Source organism: Paracoccus aerius, from assembly GCF_014656455.1.
GTDB lineage: Bacteria > Pseudomonadota > Alphaproteobacteria > Rhodobacterales > Rhodobacteraceae > Paracoccus > Paracoccus aerius.
The window spans coordinates 1-16,319 of sequence record NZ_BNCL01000036.1; the positions used below are offsets into that span (position 1 = coordinate 1).

18 protein-coding genes and 2 pseudogenes are annotated in these 16,319 nt (G+C 56.9%); 13 read left to right on the forward strand and 7 right to left on the reverse strand.

The window, feature by feature from the left end; translation table 11 throughout:
• The 7 genes and pseudogenes from IE224_RS19265 to IE224_RS19295 all read left to right on the forward strand — a co-directional run.
• Positions 1 to 359 (forward strand): IS3 family transposase (locus IE224_RS19265; protein WP_229849471.1); only part of this gene is annotated, 359 nt, incomplete at its 5' end.
• Between the two features lie 36 nt (positions 360 to 395).
• Positions 396 to 656, forward strand: a pseudogene (locus tag IE224_RS19270) (integrase core domain-containing protein); the annotation flags it as partial.
• A gap of 193 nt (positions 657 to 849) precedes the next feature.
• Positions 850 to 2,130 (forward strand): AAA family ATPase, encoded by a 1,281-nt coding sequence (locus tag IE224_RS19275; protein ID WP_191312958.1) that lies wholly within the window; start codon positions 850 to 852, stop codon positions 2,128 to 2,130.
• The gene (locus tag IE224_RS19280; protein WP_191312960.1) at positions 2,130 to 2,777 is read left to right on the forward strand and encodes a hypothetical protein; all 648 of its coding nucleotides are present in this window, start codon (positions 2,130 to 2,132) and stop codon (positions 2,775 to 2,777) included. The genes IE224_RS19275 and IE224_RS19280 overlap by 1 nt, the downstream gene beginning before the upstream one ends.
• 64 nt (positions 2,778 to 2,841) lie before the next feature.
• Positions 2,842 to 3,153 (forward strand): annotated as a pseudogene (locus tag IE224_RS21525) (transposase domain-containing protein); the annotation flags it as partial.
• Between the two features lie 323 nt (positions 3,154 to 3,476).
• Complete coding sequence (locus IE224_RS19290) at positions 3,477 to 4,103, forward strand: tyrosine-type recombinase/integrase (protein ID WP_229849473.1); 627 nt, start codon at positions 3,477 to 3,479, stop codon at positions 4,101 to 4,103.
• Positions 4,104 to 4,108: 5 nt separating this feature from the next.
• On the forward strand, positions 4,109 to 4,360 hold the full coding sequence (locus IE224_RS19295) for a WGR domain-containing protein (RefSeq protein ID WP_191312964.1): 252 nt from the start codon (positions 4,109 to 4,111) through the stop codon (positions 4,358 to 4,360).
• Positions 4,361 to 4,395: 35 nt separating this feature from the next.
• On the opposite strand, the gene IE224_RS19300 is transcribed toward IE224_RS19295, so the two are convergent.
• From IE224_RS19300 to IE224_RS19310, 3 genes are all read right to left on the reverse strand, one after another.
• Positions 4,396 to 5,487 (reverse strand): MrcB family domain-containing protein, encoded by a 1,092-nt coding sequence (locus IE224_RS19300; RefSeq protein WP_191312967.1) that lies wholly within the window; start codon positions 5,485 to 5,487, stop codon positions 4,396 to 4,398.
• A gap of 7 nt (positions 5,488 to 5,494) precedes the next feature.
• On the reverse strand, positions 5,495 to 6,709 hold the full coding sequence (locus IE224_RS19305) for a PDDEXK family nuclease (RefSeq protein ID WP_202380338.1): 1,215 nt from the start codon (positions 6,707 to 6,709) through the stop codon (positions 5,495 to 5,497).
• A 111-nt stretch (positions 6,710 to 6,820) separates the two neighbouring features.
• Positions 6,821 to 7,492 carry a DUF6998 domain-containing protein gene (locus tag IE224_RS19310; RefSeq protein WP_191312969.1) on the reverse strand — a complete coding sequence of 224 codons (672 nt, stop codon included), beginning with the start codon at positions 7,490 to 7,492 and terminating at the stop codon, positions 6,821 to 6,823.
• A 161-nt stretch (positions 7,493 to 7,653) separates the two neighbouring features.
• On the opposite strand from IE224_RS19310, the gene IE224_RS19315 reads away from it, so the two are divergent.
• Entirely contained in the window at positions 7,654 to 8,631 is a 978-nt protein-coding gene (locus tag IE224_RS19315) for a COG2958 family protein (protein ID WP_191312971.1), read from the forward strand.
• A gap of 136 nt (positions 8,632 to 8,767) precedes the next feature.
• Here IE224_RS19315 and IE224_RS19320 read toward each other — a convergent pair whose 3' ends face one another.
• From IE224_RS19320 to mobQ, 4 genes are all read right to left on the reverse strand, one after another.
• On the reverse strand, positions 8,768 to 9,175 hold the full coding sequence (locus IE224_RS19320) for a DUF2442 domain-containing protein (protein ID WP_191312973.1): 408 nt from the start codon (positions 9,173 to 9,175) through the stop codon (positions 8,768 to 8,770).
• Positions 9,162 to 9,410 (reverse strand): DUF4160 domain-containing protein, encoded by a 249-nt coding sequence (locus IE224_RS21460; protein ID WP_191312975.1) that lies wholly within the window; start codon positions 9,408 to 9,410, stop codon positions 9,162 to 9,164. The genes IE224_RS19320 and IE224_RS21460 overlap by 14 nt, the downstream gene beginning before the upstream one ends.
• Before the next feature lie 121 nt (positions 9,411 to 9,531).
• Positions 9,532 to 9,951 carry a hypothetical protein gene (locus IE224_RS19330; protein ID WP_191312976.1) on the reverse strand — a complete coding sequence of 140 codons (420 nt, stop codon included), beginning with the start codon at positions 9,949 to 9,951 and terminating at the stop codon, positions 9,532 to 9,534.
• Between the two features lies 1 nt (position 9,952).
• Positions 9,953 to 11,119, reverse strand: coding sequence for a MobQ family relaxase (mobQ, locus tag IE224_RS19335; protein WP_191312979.1), 1,167 nt, complete (start codon positions 11,117 to 11,119; stop codon positions 9,953 to 9,955).
• 304 nt (positions 11,120 to 11,423) lie between these two features.
• Between mobQ and IE224_RS19340 the strand changes: the two genes are divergently transcribed.
• From IE224_RS19340 to IE224_RS19360, 5 genes are all read left to right on the forward strand, one after another.
• Entirely contained in the window at positions 11,424 to 11,639 is a 216-nt protein-coding gene (locus tag IE224_RS19340) for a hypothetical protein (protein ID WP_202380336.1), read from the forward strand.
• Positions 11,636 to 13,480, forward strand: a complete 1,845-nt coding sequence (locus IE224_RS19345) for a type IV secretory system conjugative DNA transfer family protein (protein WP_191312981.1) — start codon at positions 11,636 to 11,638, stop codon at positions 13,478 to 13,480. Before IE224_RS19340 ends, IE224_RS19345 begins: the two co-directional genes overlap by 4 nt.
• Before the next feature lie 462 nt (positions 13,481 to 13,942).
• The gene (locus IE224_RS19350; RefSeq protein WP_191312983.1) at positions 13,943 to 14,740 is read left to right on the forward strand and encodes a replication initiation protein; all 798 of its coding nucleotides are present in this window, start codon (positions 13,943 to 13,945) and stop codon (positions 14,738 to 14,740) included.
• A gap of 163 nt (positions 14,741 to 14,903) precedes the next feature.
• Entirely contained in the window at positions 14,904 to 15,518 is a 615-nt protein-coding gene (locus IE224_RS19355) for an AAA family ATPase (RefSeq protein WP_191312985.1), read from the forward strand.
• Entirely contained in the window at positions 15,511 to 15,810 is a 300-nt protein-coding gene (locus IE224_RS19360; RefSeq protein ID WP_191312987.1) for a hypothetical protein, read from the forward strand. Before IE224_RS19355 ends, IE224_RS19360 begins: the two co-directional genes overlap by 8 nt.
• Positions 15,811 to 16,319 lie beyond the last annotated feature (509 nt).

Consider the following 16,319-nt stretch of genomic DNA (forward strand, 5'->3'; position numbering starts at 1 on the left):
CGAGGTCTTCGGTATCATCATGCGCCGACAGCAGGACATCAACCGCACTCGCATTGCCGCTTGACAAACAGAAGGGCGTCCGCGGCGCGCAATACAGCGCCCATGACTACCAGAAACTTCTCCGCAAAAACGGGTTCAAGGTATCAATGAGCGGCAAGGGCAACTGCTATGATAACTCGGCCGTCGAGAGCTTCTTCAAGTCCCTGAAGGCCGAACTGGTCTGGAGGCGCGAATGGCACACCCGACGCGACGTCGAGATCGCCCTCTTCGAATACATCAATGGCTTCTACAACCCGCGCCGCAAACACTCAGCCCTCGGCTGGAAATCACCCGTGGCCTTCGAGCAGAGGGCCGCTTAACATGAGCACCTGACCGGAACAGAAGCGGTGCAGGTCCAGTGGGCCTATGCCAATGGCGTCACCCTCGACTTCTCACGACCCGGCAAGCCGACGGACAACGGCTTCATCGAGGCGTTCAACAGCAAGCTCCGCTCAGAGTGCCTGAACGCGCACTGGTTCATGAGCCTTGCAGATGCCCGGGAAAAGCTGGAGGATTGGCGTAGGCACTACAACGAAGACCGACCCCACAGCGCGATCGGGTACAAGGTCCCGTTCACGCTGCATTATCCAGGCGACGCAGCCAGCCCGTCGCCATGACCGAGCCGAAAACCCCAGCATCCGGCGGTCCAAGGTTGGGGAGCAGCGCAATCAGACATTAAAAAACGAGGGATCCTGTCCAAGAAATGGGAAGCACCTCAAAATCCAATTAACAGCTAGATAAGTAGTCAAGTAAGCGCTAGTACGTAGGCTGAAGGCTGCGCCAAAAATGATGAAATGGTAGATACTCAAAGTGCTGAAACTCGTAGAAGAAATTCGCGTCGAAAACTTTAAATCTATCGAAAAACTAAATCTGCCGTTGGGGAGGGTAAATGTCTTCATTGGTGAGAATGGAGCTGGAAAGAGCAACATTCTAGAAGCCGTTGCTTTCGCCGCTGCGGCAGCTGCAGAAAAAATAGACAATGAGTTTCTTTCTGCGCGGGGCATTAGAGTATCACGTCCTGATCTGATGAGATCAGCATTTGATAAATATAATTCTGATAAAGACATAAAATTCTCGCTGACGCTAAATTCTCACGAAGGTGTAAAGAATGAATATGACTTTAGCATATCGAGCGATGATCGACCCTATGCTAGCTGGAAGATCAGTGAGATCGACGAATCTTCGAATGTTCTAAGTTTTTCAGAAATAGATTTAAATAAGTTTGAAAGTCTTCTTAGGGTTGCCTTTGGTATAAATGAAGAAGATAGTAACATTTCGGACGTTGAAAAACGAAATTTGAGAGTTATCCAAGCAATGGTTAATTCTATAAATTCAAAAAAATCTACGTTTGAGAAAAACAAAAGTGGTAAAATATCTATAAAAGTAGATCTAAACGATGAAGAAGAAGAGTTCTATGAAGCAAGAAAAAAATTGGCGCGGGAGGAGTTTGGACGATTCGTTATATTTTCACCCGAGAACACTGCACTAAGATCGTTGCAATCAGAGGGGCAGATTGTACCGCTTGGTGTAAACGGAGAAGGATTGCTCCAATTCTTGGCCACTTTAGCTGAGAAAGAAGAAGAGGATTTCACGCAAATTAAAAATGCGCTTTCTCTTTTTACATGGTTTTCCGATTTAAAAGTCGACTCTGAAGATGCTCAAAATCCCTTCAAGTTAAGGGATCGCTTTCTCGACCCTAACTTTGGATGGATGGACCAGCGAAGCGCGAACGAAGGCTTTCTATTTGCAGCATTCTATTTTTCACTTTTTACATCAAAACTGACTCCTAGATTTTTTGCTATAGACAATATTGACGCCTCTCTAAATCCCAAACTTTGCCAAGAGCTAATGGTAAGCATCAATAAATTATCAAAGATAAACAACAAGCAGGCGATATTAACTACTCACAATCCTGCAATTTTAGATGGATTGGATCTCACTGATCCTGAGCAGAAGCTTTTTGTAGTTTCGAGAGATCGTAAAGGAAAAACTAGAGTTAGGTCCTTTGATAAACCTGAGGCCGTTGAGACAACCAGGCTGTCTGAGCTGTATATTAGGGGATTGCTTGGTGGTCTGCCTAAGGGATTCTGATGAAAACCATTGCTATAGTTTCCGAGGGCATCACTGATCAGGTTTTTCTTGAAGAACTGATTTTCCAGTGTGTTGATTTTGAGGAGGAGCCTGAGTTTGTTTATGCGCAGCCTGTTCGTGATGCTACGCATCAACATACAGCTCCACATGGAGGGTGGGAGCTGGTTTTCGAATACTGTGAAACTCGCTTCATCGACGCTGTACAAGCCAACGACTATGCAATCATCCAAATCGACACTGACTGCGGGGACCATCCTAACTTCGCCTTAGACTTATCTCCTGGAGGTTGCGACAAAGACGACGAAACGCTCGTACGCGAAACTATCGATATACTGAAGAGGAAGGTGGGCGCCGACCTACTAAATAGGTTTGGCGAAAAAATAATATTTGCTGTCTGTGTCCATAGTATCGAATCTTGGATTTTACTTTGTGTTTATGGAGCTGATAAGAAGAAAAATTCGTTTTCTCATTTAGTTCGCCAAGTTGGAAATAGAGATTTCAGAAAGGATGCTCAGGCATATGAGGCAATTTCGCAGCATCTGAGGTTCAAGAATTTCAAACTACATACTGATGGCGTAGGCAGTCTTGCAATCTTCATTACCGACTTTGTTAGCAAAGTGGAGGGTTGCTCGCGGAGGGAAAAGTGAATAATATATTGATCCAGCTGAATCGTACGCGTATTCTTTTCCTCACCTTCCGACGTGCATCCTGAAGCTTTCGTATATCCACAATCATTGGGACGGGTTGCAAACCCTCCTGGCGGACGGTCACGTCGAAATCGCCTCTAATTAGATCGAAAATCTCGTCCGCCCTGTTGTCCTAAATCGCAAGCATGCACTCTTCGCAGGCCACGACGAAGGCGGCATCGCTTTGGGCCGCATCGCATCGCTGCCCGAGACCTGCAAGATCAACGGCATCGAGCTCGACGTCTACCTTAATGCAACCCTGCAGGCCATCACCAACGGTCACCCGCAAGGCCGACTCGACGATCTGCTGCCTTGGAACTTCAAGCCATCAAGCTGAGCAATAGGCGCTATTCAGCTAACGTTTACGCTGAATCTGCTTAAGTTCAGATATTAATCTGATTGCCGCGGCAGGTGTCCGCCTGGCAATCGCCTGATGCGGGCAGCAGAACCAGTTGCTGATCGCCCATGCCGAGTGATGATGCTCTCGAAATGGTGACGATGAACGCATTGACGCGAGCTTTTTATTAGAAGCACGCATGGCATCCTTCTGGCGGGATCAACAAACGCTGGAGTTTATGCGCCGCCTTCACAGGATGGCCTTTCCTCATGCGAGGTTCTGGACATAATGCTAGGAATAGCGTGCAAGCGAACTGGGTGATCATGGAGAAACCGGGAGCGGTCTGGAACAAGGGGAAGGTGGTGGGCAAGAAGCCTCCGCTCACGCCGGACCAGGTGGTGTTGATCCGGCTGCTTCTGCGCCAGGATCGCGCGCTGCGCGATGTGGCGCTCTTCAACATCGCGGTCGATACCAGCTTTCGCGGATCTGACCTGGTGCGCCTGCGGGTCTCGGATGTGGCCACCCCCACCAGCATTCGCGAGATTGTCGAGATCCGCCAGAAGAAGACCGAAAAGCGGAATGCCCGGCCCGTTCAGGCACGGCTGTCGCCGGCAACCCGAGACAGCCTGCGGGCTTACCTGGCAGATGCCGAGAAGCCGCTGCATGCCTGGCTGTTCACCGGACAGGGCGTGAGATGGTCGCAGAGCCATCTCAGCGAAAGCCAGCTCTGGCGGCTGTTCAAATCCTGGCTGGAAAAGGCCCGCCTAGATCCGGCCCTCTATGGCCTCCACTCTCTGCGGCGGACGTTTCCGACCTACATCCACCAGCAGACCGGCAACCTGCGGGCTGCTCAGCTTCTGCTCGGTCATGCCAGCATCGAGAGTACCAAGGACTATATCGGCACTGAACAGGCCGAAGCTCTGGAAATCGCCCGCAAGTATCACCTCTGAGGCCCATGCAGACCTACCTTGAAAAGCATGTTCCCGCAAAGAATGTGGCCCGCTTCTACCGGTTGGCTGTGCTGCCCAATCTGTTTGGCGAATGGACGCTCTACCGGGAATGGGGACGCATCGGGCGGGGCGGCCGGATCCGCCTGGACTGTTTTGCCACCTATGAGCAGGCTATGGCCGCCTTGCTGGCTCTGGAAGCCCGCAAGCGGCAACGCGGCTATTGGGTCGAGCCGCAGCAACTGGCCATGTTTGGGTGAGGGATTAACATACCTGGTCAGCACGCAAGCAGATTCTAAACCAGATGGCTGCGTGATACGCGAAATGCTGTCGGCTCCAAGAGCCACTTGTCTATATCCCAGCCGATAAGTGCCTCCAGGGTTCCACCAGAGGCTTCTGGCTGCTTGTCGTCCTTCTTAAGACGTATGCCTGTAACGATCATCAGCGCCGTTCGGCCTTTCTCACGCTGATGAAGCGCGACTTCCCCATGGGTCATAACGATGGCGTCTGCTGTATCGCTGGTTGTGCCCTTCACCTCAACATAAAGCAGGTCACCGCCTTTTTTCGCCTCAAAATCGTATGGCATGGTCGCCGCCGTGTTGTTTAATTTATAGCCTTGCAAACATAGCCAATCCTCGGCGATGCCCATTGCCCGCATTTCAACGGCTTTACGCTCTTTTGCATTGAGCCCAAAACCCTGTCCTTTGCGAATATTTGCGGCCGGACGTGTGATATCGAGTATTTCCAGCTCAGTTTGGTCAGCCGGGGAAAGTTCTCTGCCCTGGCGTTGCGCGGCATAAATGGCGCGTAGCATTTCGGCTGCTTCGATGAGATGCCGCTCCATGACATCATCCTCGATGTCCGCATAGGCAACCTTCTTCACGAGCGCAGATGCGCGCTCGAAAGACTGTGGAAGCTTGGCCCTGGCACCAAAATCACTTGGATCGGTAAAAGGCTCTAGACTACCGCGATCTTCCAGAACGACTCTTCTCGCCCATTCACAGCGATTATCAAGCTCGTTCGGCGGCAGAACAACCGAATAGCCATTGTGGAACTTGGACGAGCTACATCCGACTGCAATATTTACGCCCGATCCATCGGTTGAAAAGTGCAAGACAACGTAGAAGCCGTCGGTGGGCCGCGGCGACATTTCTTCTGAACAGAACCGCGTCCAGGCAAGCTCAGTTTTGCGCCCAATCCCATCTGATCCTTCGACAAGGATGTCATGCCCAAATTCCCCAAGCGCTGCAGATAACAATACCCGAAGAGCCCTTATGTCCTCTGTGAGCACCTGGCGCACTAAGCGGCCACGTTCCTGCATTTCAGGAGTATTTTTGGACGAGTAGTAAGGCTGCAGCTCACAAATTCGACGTAAGGTGTCGCGCATGTTTGTTCTATTCCTCTTCCAAGTCGGCCGCCGCTGATCTCACAGCAGGTCGAAGGACATTGACGAAGCGGTTAACCCGCTCGGCAAGCCAAGCTCTGGCAGCGCTACCCACCTCAGGATTTGTGAGATCGCCGAAGAACCGCCTGTCCCTGAACACAGGGGTACCATCCTTGTCTCCGATGCTTGCCGTCCCTCCGAGCTCGGCCAGGATCCGGTCTCCCGAACTATCGACCAGAGATTGCGCCACGCGCTGGCCTACTGATCCAGCTCGGAACGACAGGAAGACGCCGACCTCCCCAGAACTTGGCATGCGCCAGGCTGTGAGCCAGGAATTGTAACCCGGCACGGGAAGCGTGAAGGTGAGCGATCCTCGGGAGCCCGCTTTGGGTCGTGGCTGCTCAGGATCATCGAGCGTCAGCTTCTCCAAAAACTCGGTCCAGAACCTCGTCCGTTCTTCCTGCCCTGCCGCGCGGCTCGCCCGGCGCGCACTGATGACACCCTGGTCATCAATGTCGTCGTCATCACTGTCGGCACCGTCCTCAAGCACCATTCCGTTGGGAAGGTCCACGACCTTGCGAATTTCCACACCCGTCCGAGCGACGACCCGTGGCACAGCCAAGCGTGCGCCATCTGGGAGAGTGAAAATCGGCAATTCGACCAAGCCGAATGAAAAGTGGAGCGAACCGTTTGAAGAGAGCTGTTCGAAGATGGCTTCGACATTGGCGGTGATCCCGTCACCGACAATGAGGAGCAGGAACCGACCGCGTGCAAGGCTCCGGGTCAGCGTATCGTGAAAGGAGACCTCGTCTATGTCGGGATGATGCTGGCGGACGTGCTCGAAAAGAGAGGTTACCCCTTTCTTCGATGCTTCACGCTGGAGGTCCGCGCTGGTGAAGCGAGAAAGCTCCCGCGCATATTCCAAAACCTGGCCTACTACCTCCCGCCGGGCCTGTGGATTGCGCCAGAGCTTGCATTCCACAACGACCGGCAGCCCCGCCGGCGTCAGCAGCAGATTGTCGATGCGGCCGGCGGGTGTCGAGAGCTCACAGCAAATGCTGACCGCACCCGCGAACGCCGGATCAATCTCATGCAGCGGCAGGATGTCAGGGTGCTGGTGAACGAGTGTCTGGATGTCGTTTTCAAGAAAGGCAGCCTGAGAAAGGACTGTCGTCAAACTTCCGTTGGCTGAAATATAGGCTGGTTTGATCTTCTGGCGGGCCATGGACCGGTTCTCGTGAAACTGGGTTGCGCCACGAAGTAGGCGATACCGCCTCGCTCCTGTCCAGCCAGATTGCAACCTTTAGTTGTTGATTTCGTAGACAACCTGTACCTGTCAGCCCAACGCCTTGATGATGTCGGAACCGAGCGTTCTTGTATTTTTCGGATTGCTCATCGCGTTCAACACATCCACTCCGATGTCGCGGGCAATTTCACGAAGAACAGGCAGAGCCTGAGGAAGTGTCTGCTCACCTTCCTTCACTAGGATCGTTCCATTCTCAAGTTGGATGACCCGCAGATGCTTCCAGGTGGACCCTGCCACCTCCTTGAGGTCTTCGATCGGGTAAGAGGACGTTCGGGCAAGCGCAACGGATCGGTGGTTCATCAGAAGTCGAAGAGATCCGTTTGATTCACGAAGCAGAGGACGCAGTTCTTCAATCGTGCAGTTGAAAAGCTCGCGGATTGACGGCTCATTCTCTTCAACCTCGATCTGAAGGATCATCACGCGGGTGGCGTGTTGCAGCGTACTGGCGTTGAAGCTGACATGAGTTGATGAGGTGATCGTCTTGACCGATATCTTCTCGCCCTCGGCCGAAACGACATCATAGCCGACCTGATTGACTGCCTTGGCCATCTGTCCACGTGTGATCATGGCAGTGTAAAGTTCACCGATCCTACCTGTGAGATGACGCAGTTCAGCAATTTGTGCGCCCCACGCCAATTCCTTCTCGAACCACTGCAGAGCTTCGCCGAGCGACCTGATGATCTGAGTTTGACTAAGGCTCATGGGTTCTTCTTGCTGAAAAGATGCATACCAAGCACAGGGAGAGCGATCTGGCCATCCTGCTCCCCTGACGCATGATCTACGCAGCCCTGAGAAGTTGCTAGTTGATTATAACCAGTTGAGATGAAAAAGCTCGTGCTCGGAAAAGGCAGGAGGCGCGTGTCATGGAAAAATTTTCGATCACCCGGTTCGTGCCGCCAGTTCTGCAGGAGTTGCAGGGTGATCGCCTGACCGCGCGCGAGATCGCCGTGAAAGTTTACGAGCGGCATCCGGAAGCCTGTGAAGCGAAGCGCCAGCGCAGCCGCGCTGTCGTACAGCCGCTCGACAGCTACGAAGGGTTAATCCAGCAGATCGTGGCCGAGATCGGCGCCCAGCGGCAACATCTCGAACGTCGGTTTGGCATCAAATCCACCGAAGAGAGGCCGCGGAAATACTTCTATTCGACGAGCTCGGATGATGCCGATGTTCAGGCTGTCGAAGAGGGGAAACCCGTGACTGCACCACTCAGGTTCGATGATCCCACAGCCGTATTGCCTGTGCCGCGAAAGCCGATGGAAGCAGAGCTTTATCCGCTTCTCTCCCAGTTCCTATTCTCCGAGCTGCGCATTTCGTCAAAGAGGATTGATGAAAAGCGCTCCCGTAACAGCCGTGGTCCTGAGGGCAACAAGTGGCTGTTTCCGGACGTGGTGGGCATTGAGAACCTGACCGCGGATTGGTCCGCCGAGGTCATCGACTGTGCCAAGGCTTATTCCGACCCCCGGTCGAAGCTCTATTCCTTTGAAGTCAAGGTGCTCCTGAACCGCTCGAATGTCCGTCAATCCTATTTCCAGGCCGTCAGCAATTCCTCCTGGGCGAACTTCCCCTATCTGGTGACCTCGGAGATTCATGGGGACACCTTGGCGGAACTCCGGGTCCTGGCCGGCACTCACGGAGTGGGCGTCATCAAGGTGAATGCCGACAATCCGTCGGAAAGCGAAATCCTGATCCCGGCTCGCGAGCGAACCACCGTAGACTGGAATAGCGCGAACCGGATCGCATCCGAGAACGCCGACTTTGTTGAATTCCTAAACCACGTGAAATATTTCCAGCAGACTGGGCAACTCAAGAGCCAAGACTGGGACTATGCAAGCGACGTGGGCTGAACTGGACAATTCATGAGGACTGCTACTCTGCATTTCTCGGAGGAAGAGCTGCGGGCTTGGTATTCCGTTCCGAAGAACAATCATCACCTTCGTGTCGTAAAGTAGGAAGCACTTAGAGCATTCCGGCGGACAGCGATCAGGCGTGTTTGCGAGGACGTCCGCCTTTTGCGCCGTTTGCTCTCGCTGCCGAGGCTTTGGCCGGCGTCGAAGCCTTTCCCCCCGAAGCACCGAGCTGAGCCGCTATCCAACGCTTTGTGCCAAAGACTCCTTGCATGAGGGCAGGCACGTAAACGTCAGCGTCCAGCTTTGGCCAGTGCAGTCCAAGCCCTGCAGGGGTGATTTCGATCTCGGCCAGATCACTGTCCTGAGCCTCGGCCAAACCTTCCAGCAAGTGCACGGGCACCATGACCGTAACGCCATTGCTCAGCTCGACGACAAGGCGTCTCTGATGGGCATCATAGTCAACCGCAACAGCATAGCCTCCTTGCCGGATCTGCTCGCCACGGGCGATGGCTGCGGTGAAGTCTTGTTCAGAAATCTCCATGAATGTTGCTCCATATTGGGCAAAGGGTGGACAGGTGCTTGGCAAGCTCTTTTTCGATGCGTGAGACCGCCCGGCGAGAGAACCCGTAGGTCTCCCGAAGGACTGGGGGACCATCCGGGCAGTTCAGGATGAACACGGCCTCCCCTTCTGCTCCGATGACATGAACATGCGCAGGACGGTGGTCATCTGGATAAATCACGACCCGCAGGCCATCGAAACGAAGAACGGTTGGCATGGCACTATGCCTAGCATAAACCCAAGCGCTTGGGAATGGTTCCCGGAAGGTTGGTCAACCGCCCTCAAGGTCGCTTTCGCTGATGGAGTTCGCGCTGACCTCTCCAGGCTTTTCTTCACATCTAGACGCGCGTCGCCCTTGCTTCGGTCAGTTCGTACTCAGTCCACCCCATTTCCTCGAGGACCACAAACGTCGGAGCACCTTTTGACCCCTGAACATCGATCACCCGCCCGGGCATCTGGTCCGTGATGTAGGTCAAGGCGTCATAGATGTCGGGTCTGAGCCTATCGCGGGTCTGATCGTCCTCGGCCTCCAGATACTTCATCAGCAGGTCAACCTTGCCCTGCTCTCCAGCAGGATAGCCATGGCACGTCGCGGTCCCGCCCTTCATCCAGGTCACCTGATGAGCCTTCGGATTGAAGACCCCCATATCCCCCACCTCCACGGCTCCAATCACAAAAGCAAAGTGAACATCTTTGTAGGACCTGCCGTTAGCCGTGACCCAAGGCATGCGCCGCGGAAACCCAAATCGAATGGCCATGTTATCGCTCCCTCTCGCGATCTCGTCCGGGGCTAGACTGCCGTTCCTGCCCTTTATCTCTATGCCGCCCCAGGATGGCATCGCGGCGTCCGGGGTCAAGCTCGACTGGCGCCGGCCGCTCTCGGCTGATGTCCTGGTCCTGGCGCTGCACCTCGGCGCCGCCACGTCCCAGCACGGCGGCGCGCCGTGCCTCTCTGTCAGCCGACCGGTCTGACCGCTCCATCTGGCCCATCACCCTCTCCCTGATTTTCTCCATCGCGGCCTCGGCGCGCTGCCAAAGCTGTCCGATCCGTTCGCGTGCCGCCGCCACAAAGGCCCGGCCCCGTTCGGCCAGCTCGAACCGCAACTCCAACTGTCGCCAGCCCCACTCGCGCCGCTCCGCATTCCGGGCTTGGGCCGCCCGGAAGGCATTGCCGCGCTCGGTCTCGATCCCGCGCTTCTCCAGGGCATTGGCCGCAGGTCCGATCTTCGGCTCAGGCTCGCGCGAGAGCTCGACGACCTTGACCTCCAACTGGCGCGCGCGTTCCTCCTGCCCGGCGTCCCGCGCCCGCGTGGCCTGCCGCTCCACCTCCGCGCGCTGCACGGGAAGCGATCGATGATCGATCCGCTCCGAGCGCCCTGCCCGCTCCAGGGCAGCATTCGCATCCCGTGCCCAGGCTTCCCGCCAGCCCATCAGCAACTCAGGCTCGTTCCAGGACCGGTCCTTCTTGCCAAAGCCGTCGCCGGTCAGTTCGCGCAGCGTCAGCATCACATGGGCATGCGGCTGTCCATGCCCATCCCGCGCGCGTCCTTCATGAACAGCAAGATCGGCAATCATCCCGCGATCGACGAACTGCCGCTGCACAAAGCCGCGCAAGAGCTCCAGCCGCTCCCCCCGGTCCAGCTCGCGGGGAAGGGCAACCTCGATCTCCCGGGCAAGCTGCGCATCCTTGCGCCGCTCCACAGCCTCAACGGCATTCCAAAGCCGGTCCCGATCGCGCATCCAGTCCGGCACATTTTCCGGTGCCAGGATCTCGGCATGCACGACACCGCCCTTACGGCTGTAGTCATGCTCGATCCCCTGGCGCTCGTCCCGCAGCCGCCCACCGGCCCGGTAAGCGGCAGCGGCAACGCAGGAGCGCCCGCCCTTCCGGCCGATCACCTTGGCGCTGAGATGATAGATCGCCACGCCGACGCTGCCTTTCACAAACAGGGTCCAGCGGCTGTTCCGCTGGCCGGGAGTGCGAGGGCGGGAGGCCCTCGTGATGCGGCAAGGCCGCATTGGGGGAAGCCGTCCGGCGCGGGGCGTAGCCCCATGAGGACGCACACATTGCTTTAGCAATGTATAAGCGCGCATTTAAAACTTTTCAACAGCTGTCTTACCCGCTACGGTTGCGTTCATCAGAACTGGAGGTGCCGGGATGCCCGCTCACCCTGATCCCCTCACCCGCCTGGAAGAGCTGGCCCGGAAGACGGCTCAGCTGGAGGCCCGGATGCAGACCATCAACGCCCGCCAGCGGGAGACTGATCGCAAGAACGACAACCGCATCACATGGCTGCTCGGCTCGCTGCTCTATGAACGGCTGAGGGATGATCCTGCCCTGCAGGACTTCGTGCGCCGTGAACTGCCAGGCCGCTTGACCGACCGTGATGGCAAGCGCGGGCTCTGGCAGCGCCTGTTTCCCGAAGACACCGGAGGACCGTCATGAACCTTGTCCTGGAGCCCCGCCACTGGATCCTGATGATTGGGACGGTCCTGATCGCGGGTTTGGCCTTTTGGGGCCTGCCGCAGATGCTGTCGATCTATCCGCTGACCCTTTATGCCATCCCGCTGCTGGCGGGGGCTGCCATCCTCGACACGCTGGGGAACGCATCAGAGGGCCGCAGAGCGCCTTGGAAGATCGCGGCATGGGTCTGTCTTGCCGGAGCGGCCCTGCTTGCCCTGTGGCCGCTCCAGGCGGCTCTGCAGGCGCTCTCGGATACCTACCGGTCCTGGACCGCAGTGGGTGTGCCCCTGCCCCGCAGCGTCTGGGAGACGTTCAAGGGCTTTGGACGCTTTCCCGAAGACCATCAGCAAGCCGTCCTGATTGGTGGGGGTGTTGGGCTCGTGGTGATCGCCTTGGCTGTCATCACGCCGCTGCGGGCCGCCTTCGATCCACGCTTCCGCCGCAACCGCCAATCGCGCTCCGGTCCCTGGCGGGCCGGCTGGATGGAGCCGCGCGACATTGCCCGCCTGGCCCGCAACAAGACCGGCATGCCACTGGCGCTCCATAACGGCAAGCTGCTGCGCTATGCCAAGGATGACGCCAAAGGCTGGCGCGGCGGCCATCACCTGGTTGTTGCGGGCACCCGCGGTGGCAAGGGCGTCGGTGCGGTAATCCCGGCCATCCTCGATCATCAGGGCCCGGTGGTCGTTCTCGACATCAAGGGCGAGAACTTCGCCGTCACCCGGCGCCATCGGCAAAGCCTGGGCAGGCAGGTGGTGGTGCTGAACCCCTTCGGGGTCATCGAAGACTCTGCCGATCAATTTAATCCGCTCGACTACATCCGCCCCCATGAGCTGTCCCGCGACATCCCGCTTCTGGCCGATGGCCTGGTGCGTCCGGAAAAGGGTGATGGCGCCCATTTCGCGGAAATGGCCCGCGAACTGGTGGCCGGCGCCATCGAGGTTGTCGTCACCCAGGAAGAGCCGGAGCACCGTACCCTTGTCAGGGTGGCGGATCTTCTGCTGGCCCCTGACCTAGATGACACCCTCCAAGCCTGGGCCGAGAATGCCGATCTGGTCGGGCACCGGCCCGCCCAGATCGCCGCCACCATTCTTCGCGCCGGAGACCGCGAACGCGGCAGCATCCAGACCTCGATCGCCAAGGCCTTTGCCTGGATGCAGTCGGATGCCATGCGCCACTTCTTGAAGCGCTCCAGCTTCCGCATGGAGGATCTGCTCGACGACAGGATCGATCTCTTCATCGCCGTGCCGCTCGATCAGATCGACAAGCAGGCGGTGTTCATGCGCCTGTTTATCAACCTCGTGCTGGGCTTGGTCGTTCGCCAGGACGGCCGGCGCAAGGTCAAGGCGCCGATCCTTCTGGCCCTTGACGAGTTCGTGCGCATGGGTCGCATGGAGCAGATCATGAACATCGCCAACGTGGCTGCCGGGGTGGGCTTTGAGGCTCTCTTCGTGACCCAGGACACCGGTCAGGTGGTGGAAGCCTACGGCCAGAACGATGCCCGCAGCATCTTCGGCTCCTGCATCACCAAGCGCCTCTTCAATCTCAATGACATCGAGACCGCAGATTGGGCTGCCCGCCATCTCGGCGAAGGCACCATCTATTCTCAGCAGATCAAGGAGGATCGCAGCCTCACCGGCAGGGGCGATCTGTCTTACGCCGAGCAGCGCCAGAAGCTTATGACGGCAGAACAGATCATGGGTATGAAGCCTGATGAGCTCCTGCTCCTGGTTGGCAACCGCAGCCCCCTTAGGGCCAAGCTCAATCGGTATCGCGAGAGCAAGGCCTACCAAGGGAAGTGGGATCAAAACCCGCTGAATTGAAGCTTCACCTATGGAGCCTGGTGCCAGAAGGTATGATCCTACGCCTACTGTCTGCCTTCAATACGTGGGTTGCCAAGTATAGCCTTGCTTTAGTCTCAGTATTCAGCCCTGTCGGCTAAAACTGATGGTCGGTCTCTTTGCGTTTTAGGGGCCGTGTAGCGTGTCCCTTATTTCGGAATCTTCTTTCTTCTCTTTCTTCTTCTTCTGTTACCTCTAACTTACTGTTTTTTAAATATTAATCCAAGCGGTCCGTAGTTTATGGGTCGGAAGCCCGTAGAAAACGGGTCGGAGTTCGTCTCGAAACCGTAGAAAACGGGTCTAGATCCCGTAGAAATTGGGTCGAAAAGGCCCCTTGCCCTTCTGGGCAGGCACAATCGACCCAAAAACTACGGGTTTCGCTTTCATTTGACCTGAGCAACCAAACCGTAGTTACTGCCCCGGCTGGCAGCTACGGTTTGAAGAATGCAAATCGACCCAAAAACTACGGTTTCGATGCTCGACTTGCGGCCCTATGGCGGCGAGATGCTAAAGCCCGCCGAGCTGGTCGAAGTCGATGGTGCAGAGAAGCTGACGCTCAATGCGCGGCGTGCTTATAACCTGCTGCTGCACAATGCCCACGGTCCGGACATGGCCGTACCGCACCAACGGTTCACTATCCCCCTCTCCGCGCTCAAGTTCTCCCACGCGGGCAATGAGCGCCTGGCGCAGGCAATCAAATCGCTGATGCGGACCATCGTCACCATCCGCGCCGCCGATCGGGTCGAGCTGGTGCCCCTCCTCGGCCGCACCACAATCGCCGACCGCCGGAATGACCGCGGCTATCTCACTTATGAGTTTGACCCACTGCTGGTCGAGCTGCTGCGCGATAGCCAGATCTTCGCCAAGCTGCAGCTCGACGTGATCCATGCGGTATCGAGCAAGTACGCCCTCGCCCTCTATGAGATCGTCGCCAAGCGTGCGCGGCTGTCCTACGTCCGGTCGGAGACGTTCACCATCGATCAGTTCCGCAGCATGCTTGGTGTTGAGCCGGGCAAGCTCAACACCTATTCTAACCTGCTCAAGTTCGCGATCCAGCCTGCCTTTGATGAAGTAAACCGGCTGGCTGAATTTCACGCTGCGTTTGAGCCGGTAAAGGTTGGGCGGAAGGTTGGTGCGATCAAGGTTGCTTGGGCAATCAAAGGCCCAGAAGCGCAAAAGCGAGCCTATGCCGCTGTGCGTGGCGAATTTAGCGCTCCGGAAATTCTCGAAGCGGAAAATTGAAGATGCGGCGACTTGGACGCGCGGACACGCCTAGAATTCTGCGAGTGGAAAATTCAAGTCACCGAGAATTGGCGAAGCGGTCAATGGCCCACGCGGTCAAATGGCAAAGCTTCCGAGCGTAGAATTTAGCGCGCGGAAAATTGTGCGAGGGGAAAATGCAGAAATGAAGTCAATCGTAATCGCCTCACAGAAGGGCGGCGCAGGCAAGACTACGACAGCGATCAACTTGGCGGTAGCAGCCTCACAGGACGGACAACGGGTGGCTATGGTCGACTTGGACCCACAGCGCAGCTTGCGCGGGTGGTGGGATGGGCGCGACGCCGAGTGGCCACAGATGCCTGACAGCGACCCCGCACCTGATCAAGTCAAGGCCGCCCTCCCCGCCTTGGCCAAGCACTTTGACCTCTTGGTGATCGACACGCCGCCTGCCGCGGCTGACTGGCTTTCCAACGTCATGGCAGCTGCTGACCTGGTGTTGATCCCCGTTCGCCCTTCTCCGCACGACCTCCGCGCCGTGGGAGCTACCCTGCGCGCCGCGCGTGAGGCAGGATCCGACTTCGCCTTCCTTCTGTCCCAGACCCCTCGTGCGCGCGTTACAGACGAGGCGGCACGTACGCTGGCACAATATGGCAAGTTGGCGCCGGTAAACTCTGCCATGCGCGTGATCTATGCTGAGACCGCCGCGACGGGGCAGGGGGTGACAGAGGCGAGTGACCCGAAAGCCGCCGAGGAGGCGCGCGACCTGTGGGCCTATGTTAAAGGGCTGCTTGATGGCTAAGAAAGGCAGCTTCTCGTTCGCCGGCATGATTGATCCAAGTGCCGAGGCCGTACCGATCAAGGGCGTGGAACAGCGCGGGGCAGGGGAGACGCCACCACCGGCGTCCGCACCGACTCCGTCTAAGCGCGGTCGGCCTCCGAAAGCGCGCACAGCGACAGAGGCCCGGCCGAGCTTCGGCTTGGATCCGGAGACGCACGCAAAGTTCAAGATCTGGCTGCTGCGTCGAGGTATGTCCATGCAGGACTATCTTGAGGCGCACATTGCGGAGCTTGTGAAGGATGAGCGGCTTTAACAATGAACAGCGTATTTCTTCGCGCCTAAAATTCTCCGAGTGGTAAATTTACTGCGCGAGAATGGCGCTGACTTCTTCTTTGTTCAGCCCTGCGGGCCGCTTGTTCGTTGCGCAGAAGAAGGCTCAACCGGGTGCCGCGATTTGTGCCATAACCACTCCATTAGCCGAGTGGCATTGAGTTGTGTTTTCGAGTTCTTGTCGCTTATCTGAGAAGACATCTCGCCTGGCAATTCCGCTCTTCGGCGTCTCCTCTCCCCACCCCTTCGCAGGCGCTCAGTTCCGTCAGACGCCGTGCACGGGTAAATCCGCGGACAAACGGGAGTAACTGAGGTCCAAGCTGGTATTCATGCAGCTGTTCTTGAACTGCCGCCGAAAGGATCCATCCAGCTGATCCCGCACGGCCATTTCACACATGATAGTGCCGAAGTGCGTATTCCACGGCATCCGACCGTTTATTCCAGCAACATCCGACCAGCTGTTCCACGATCATCCGACCGGTCGGCGGTAGC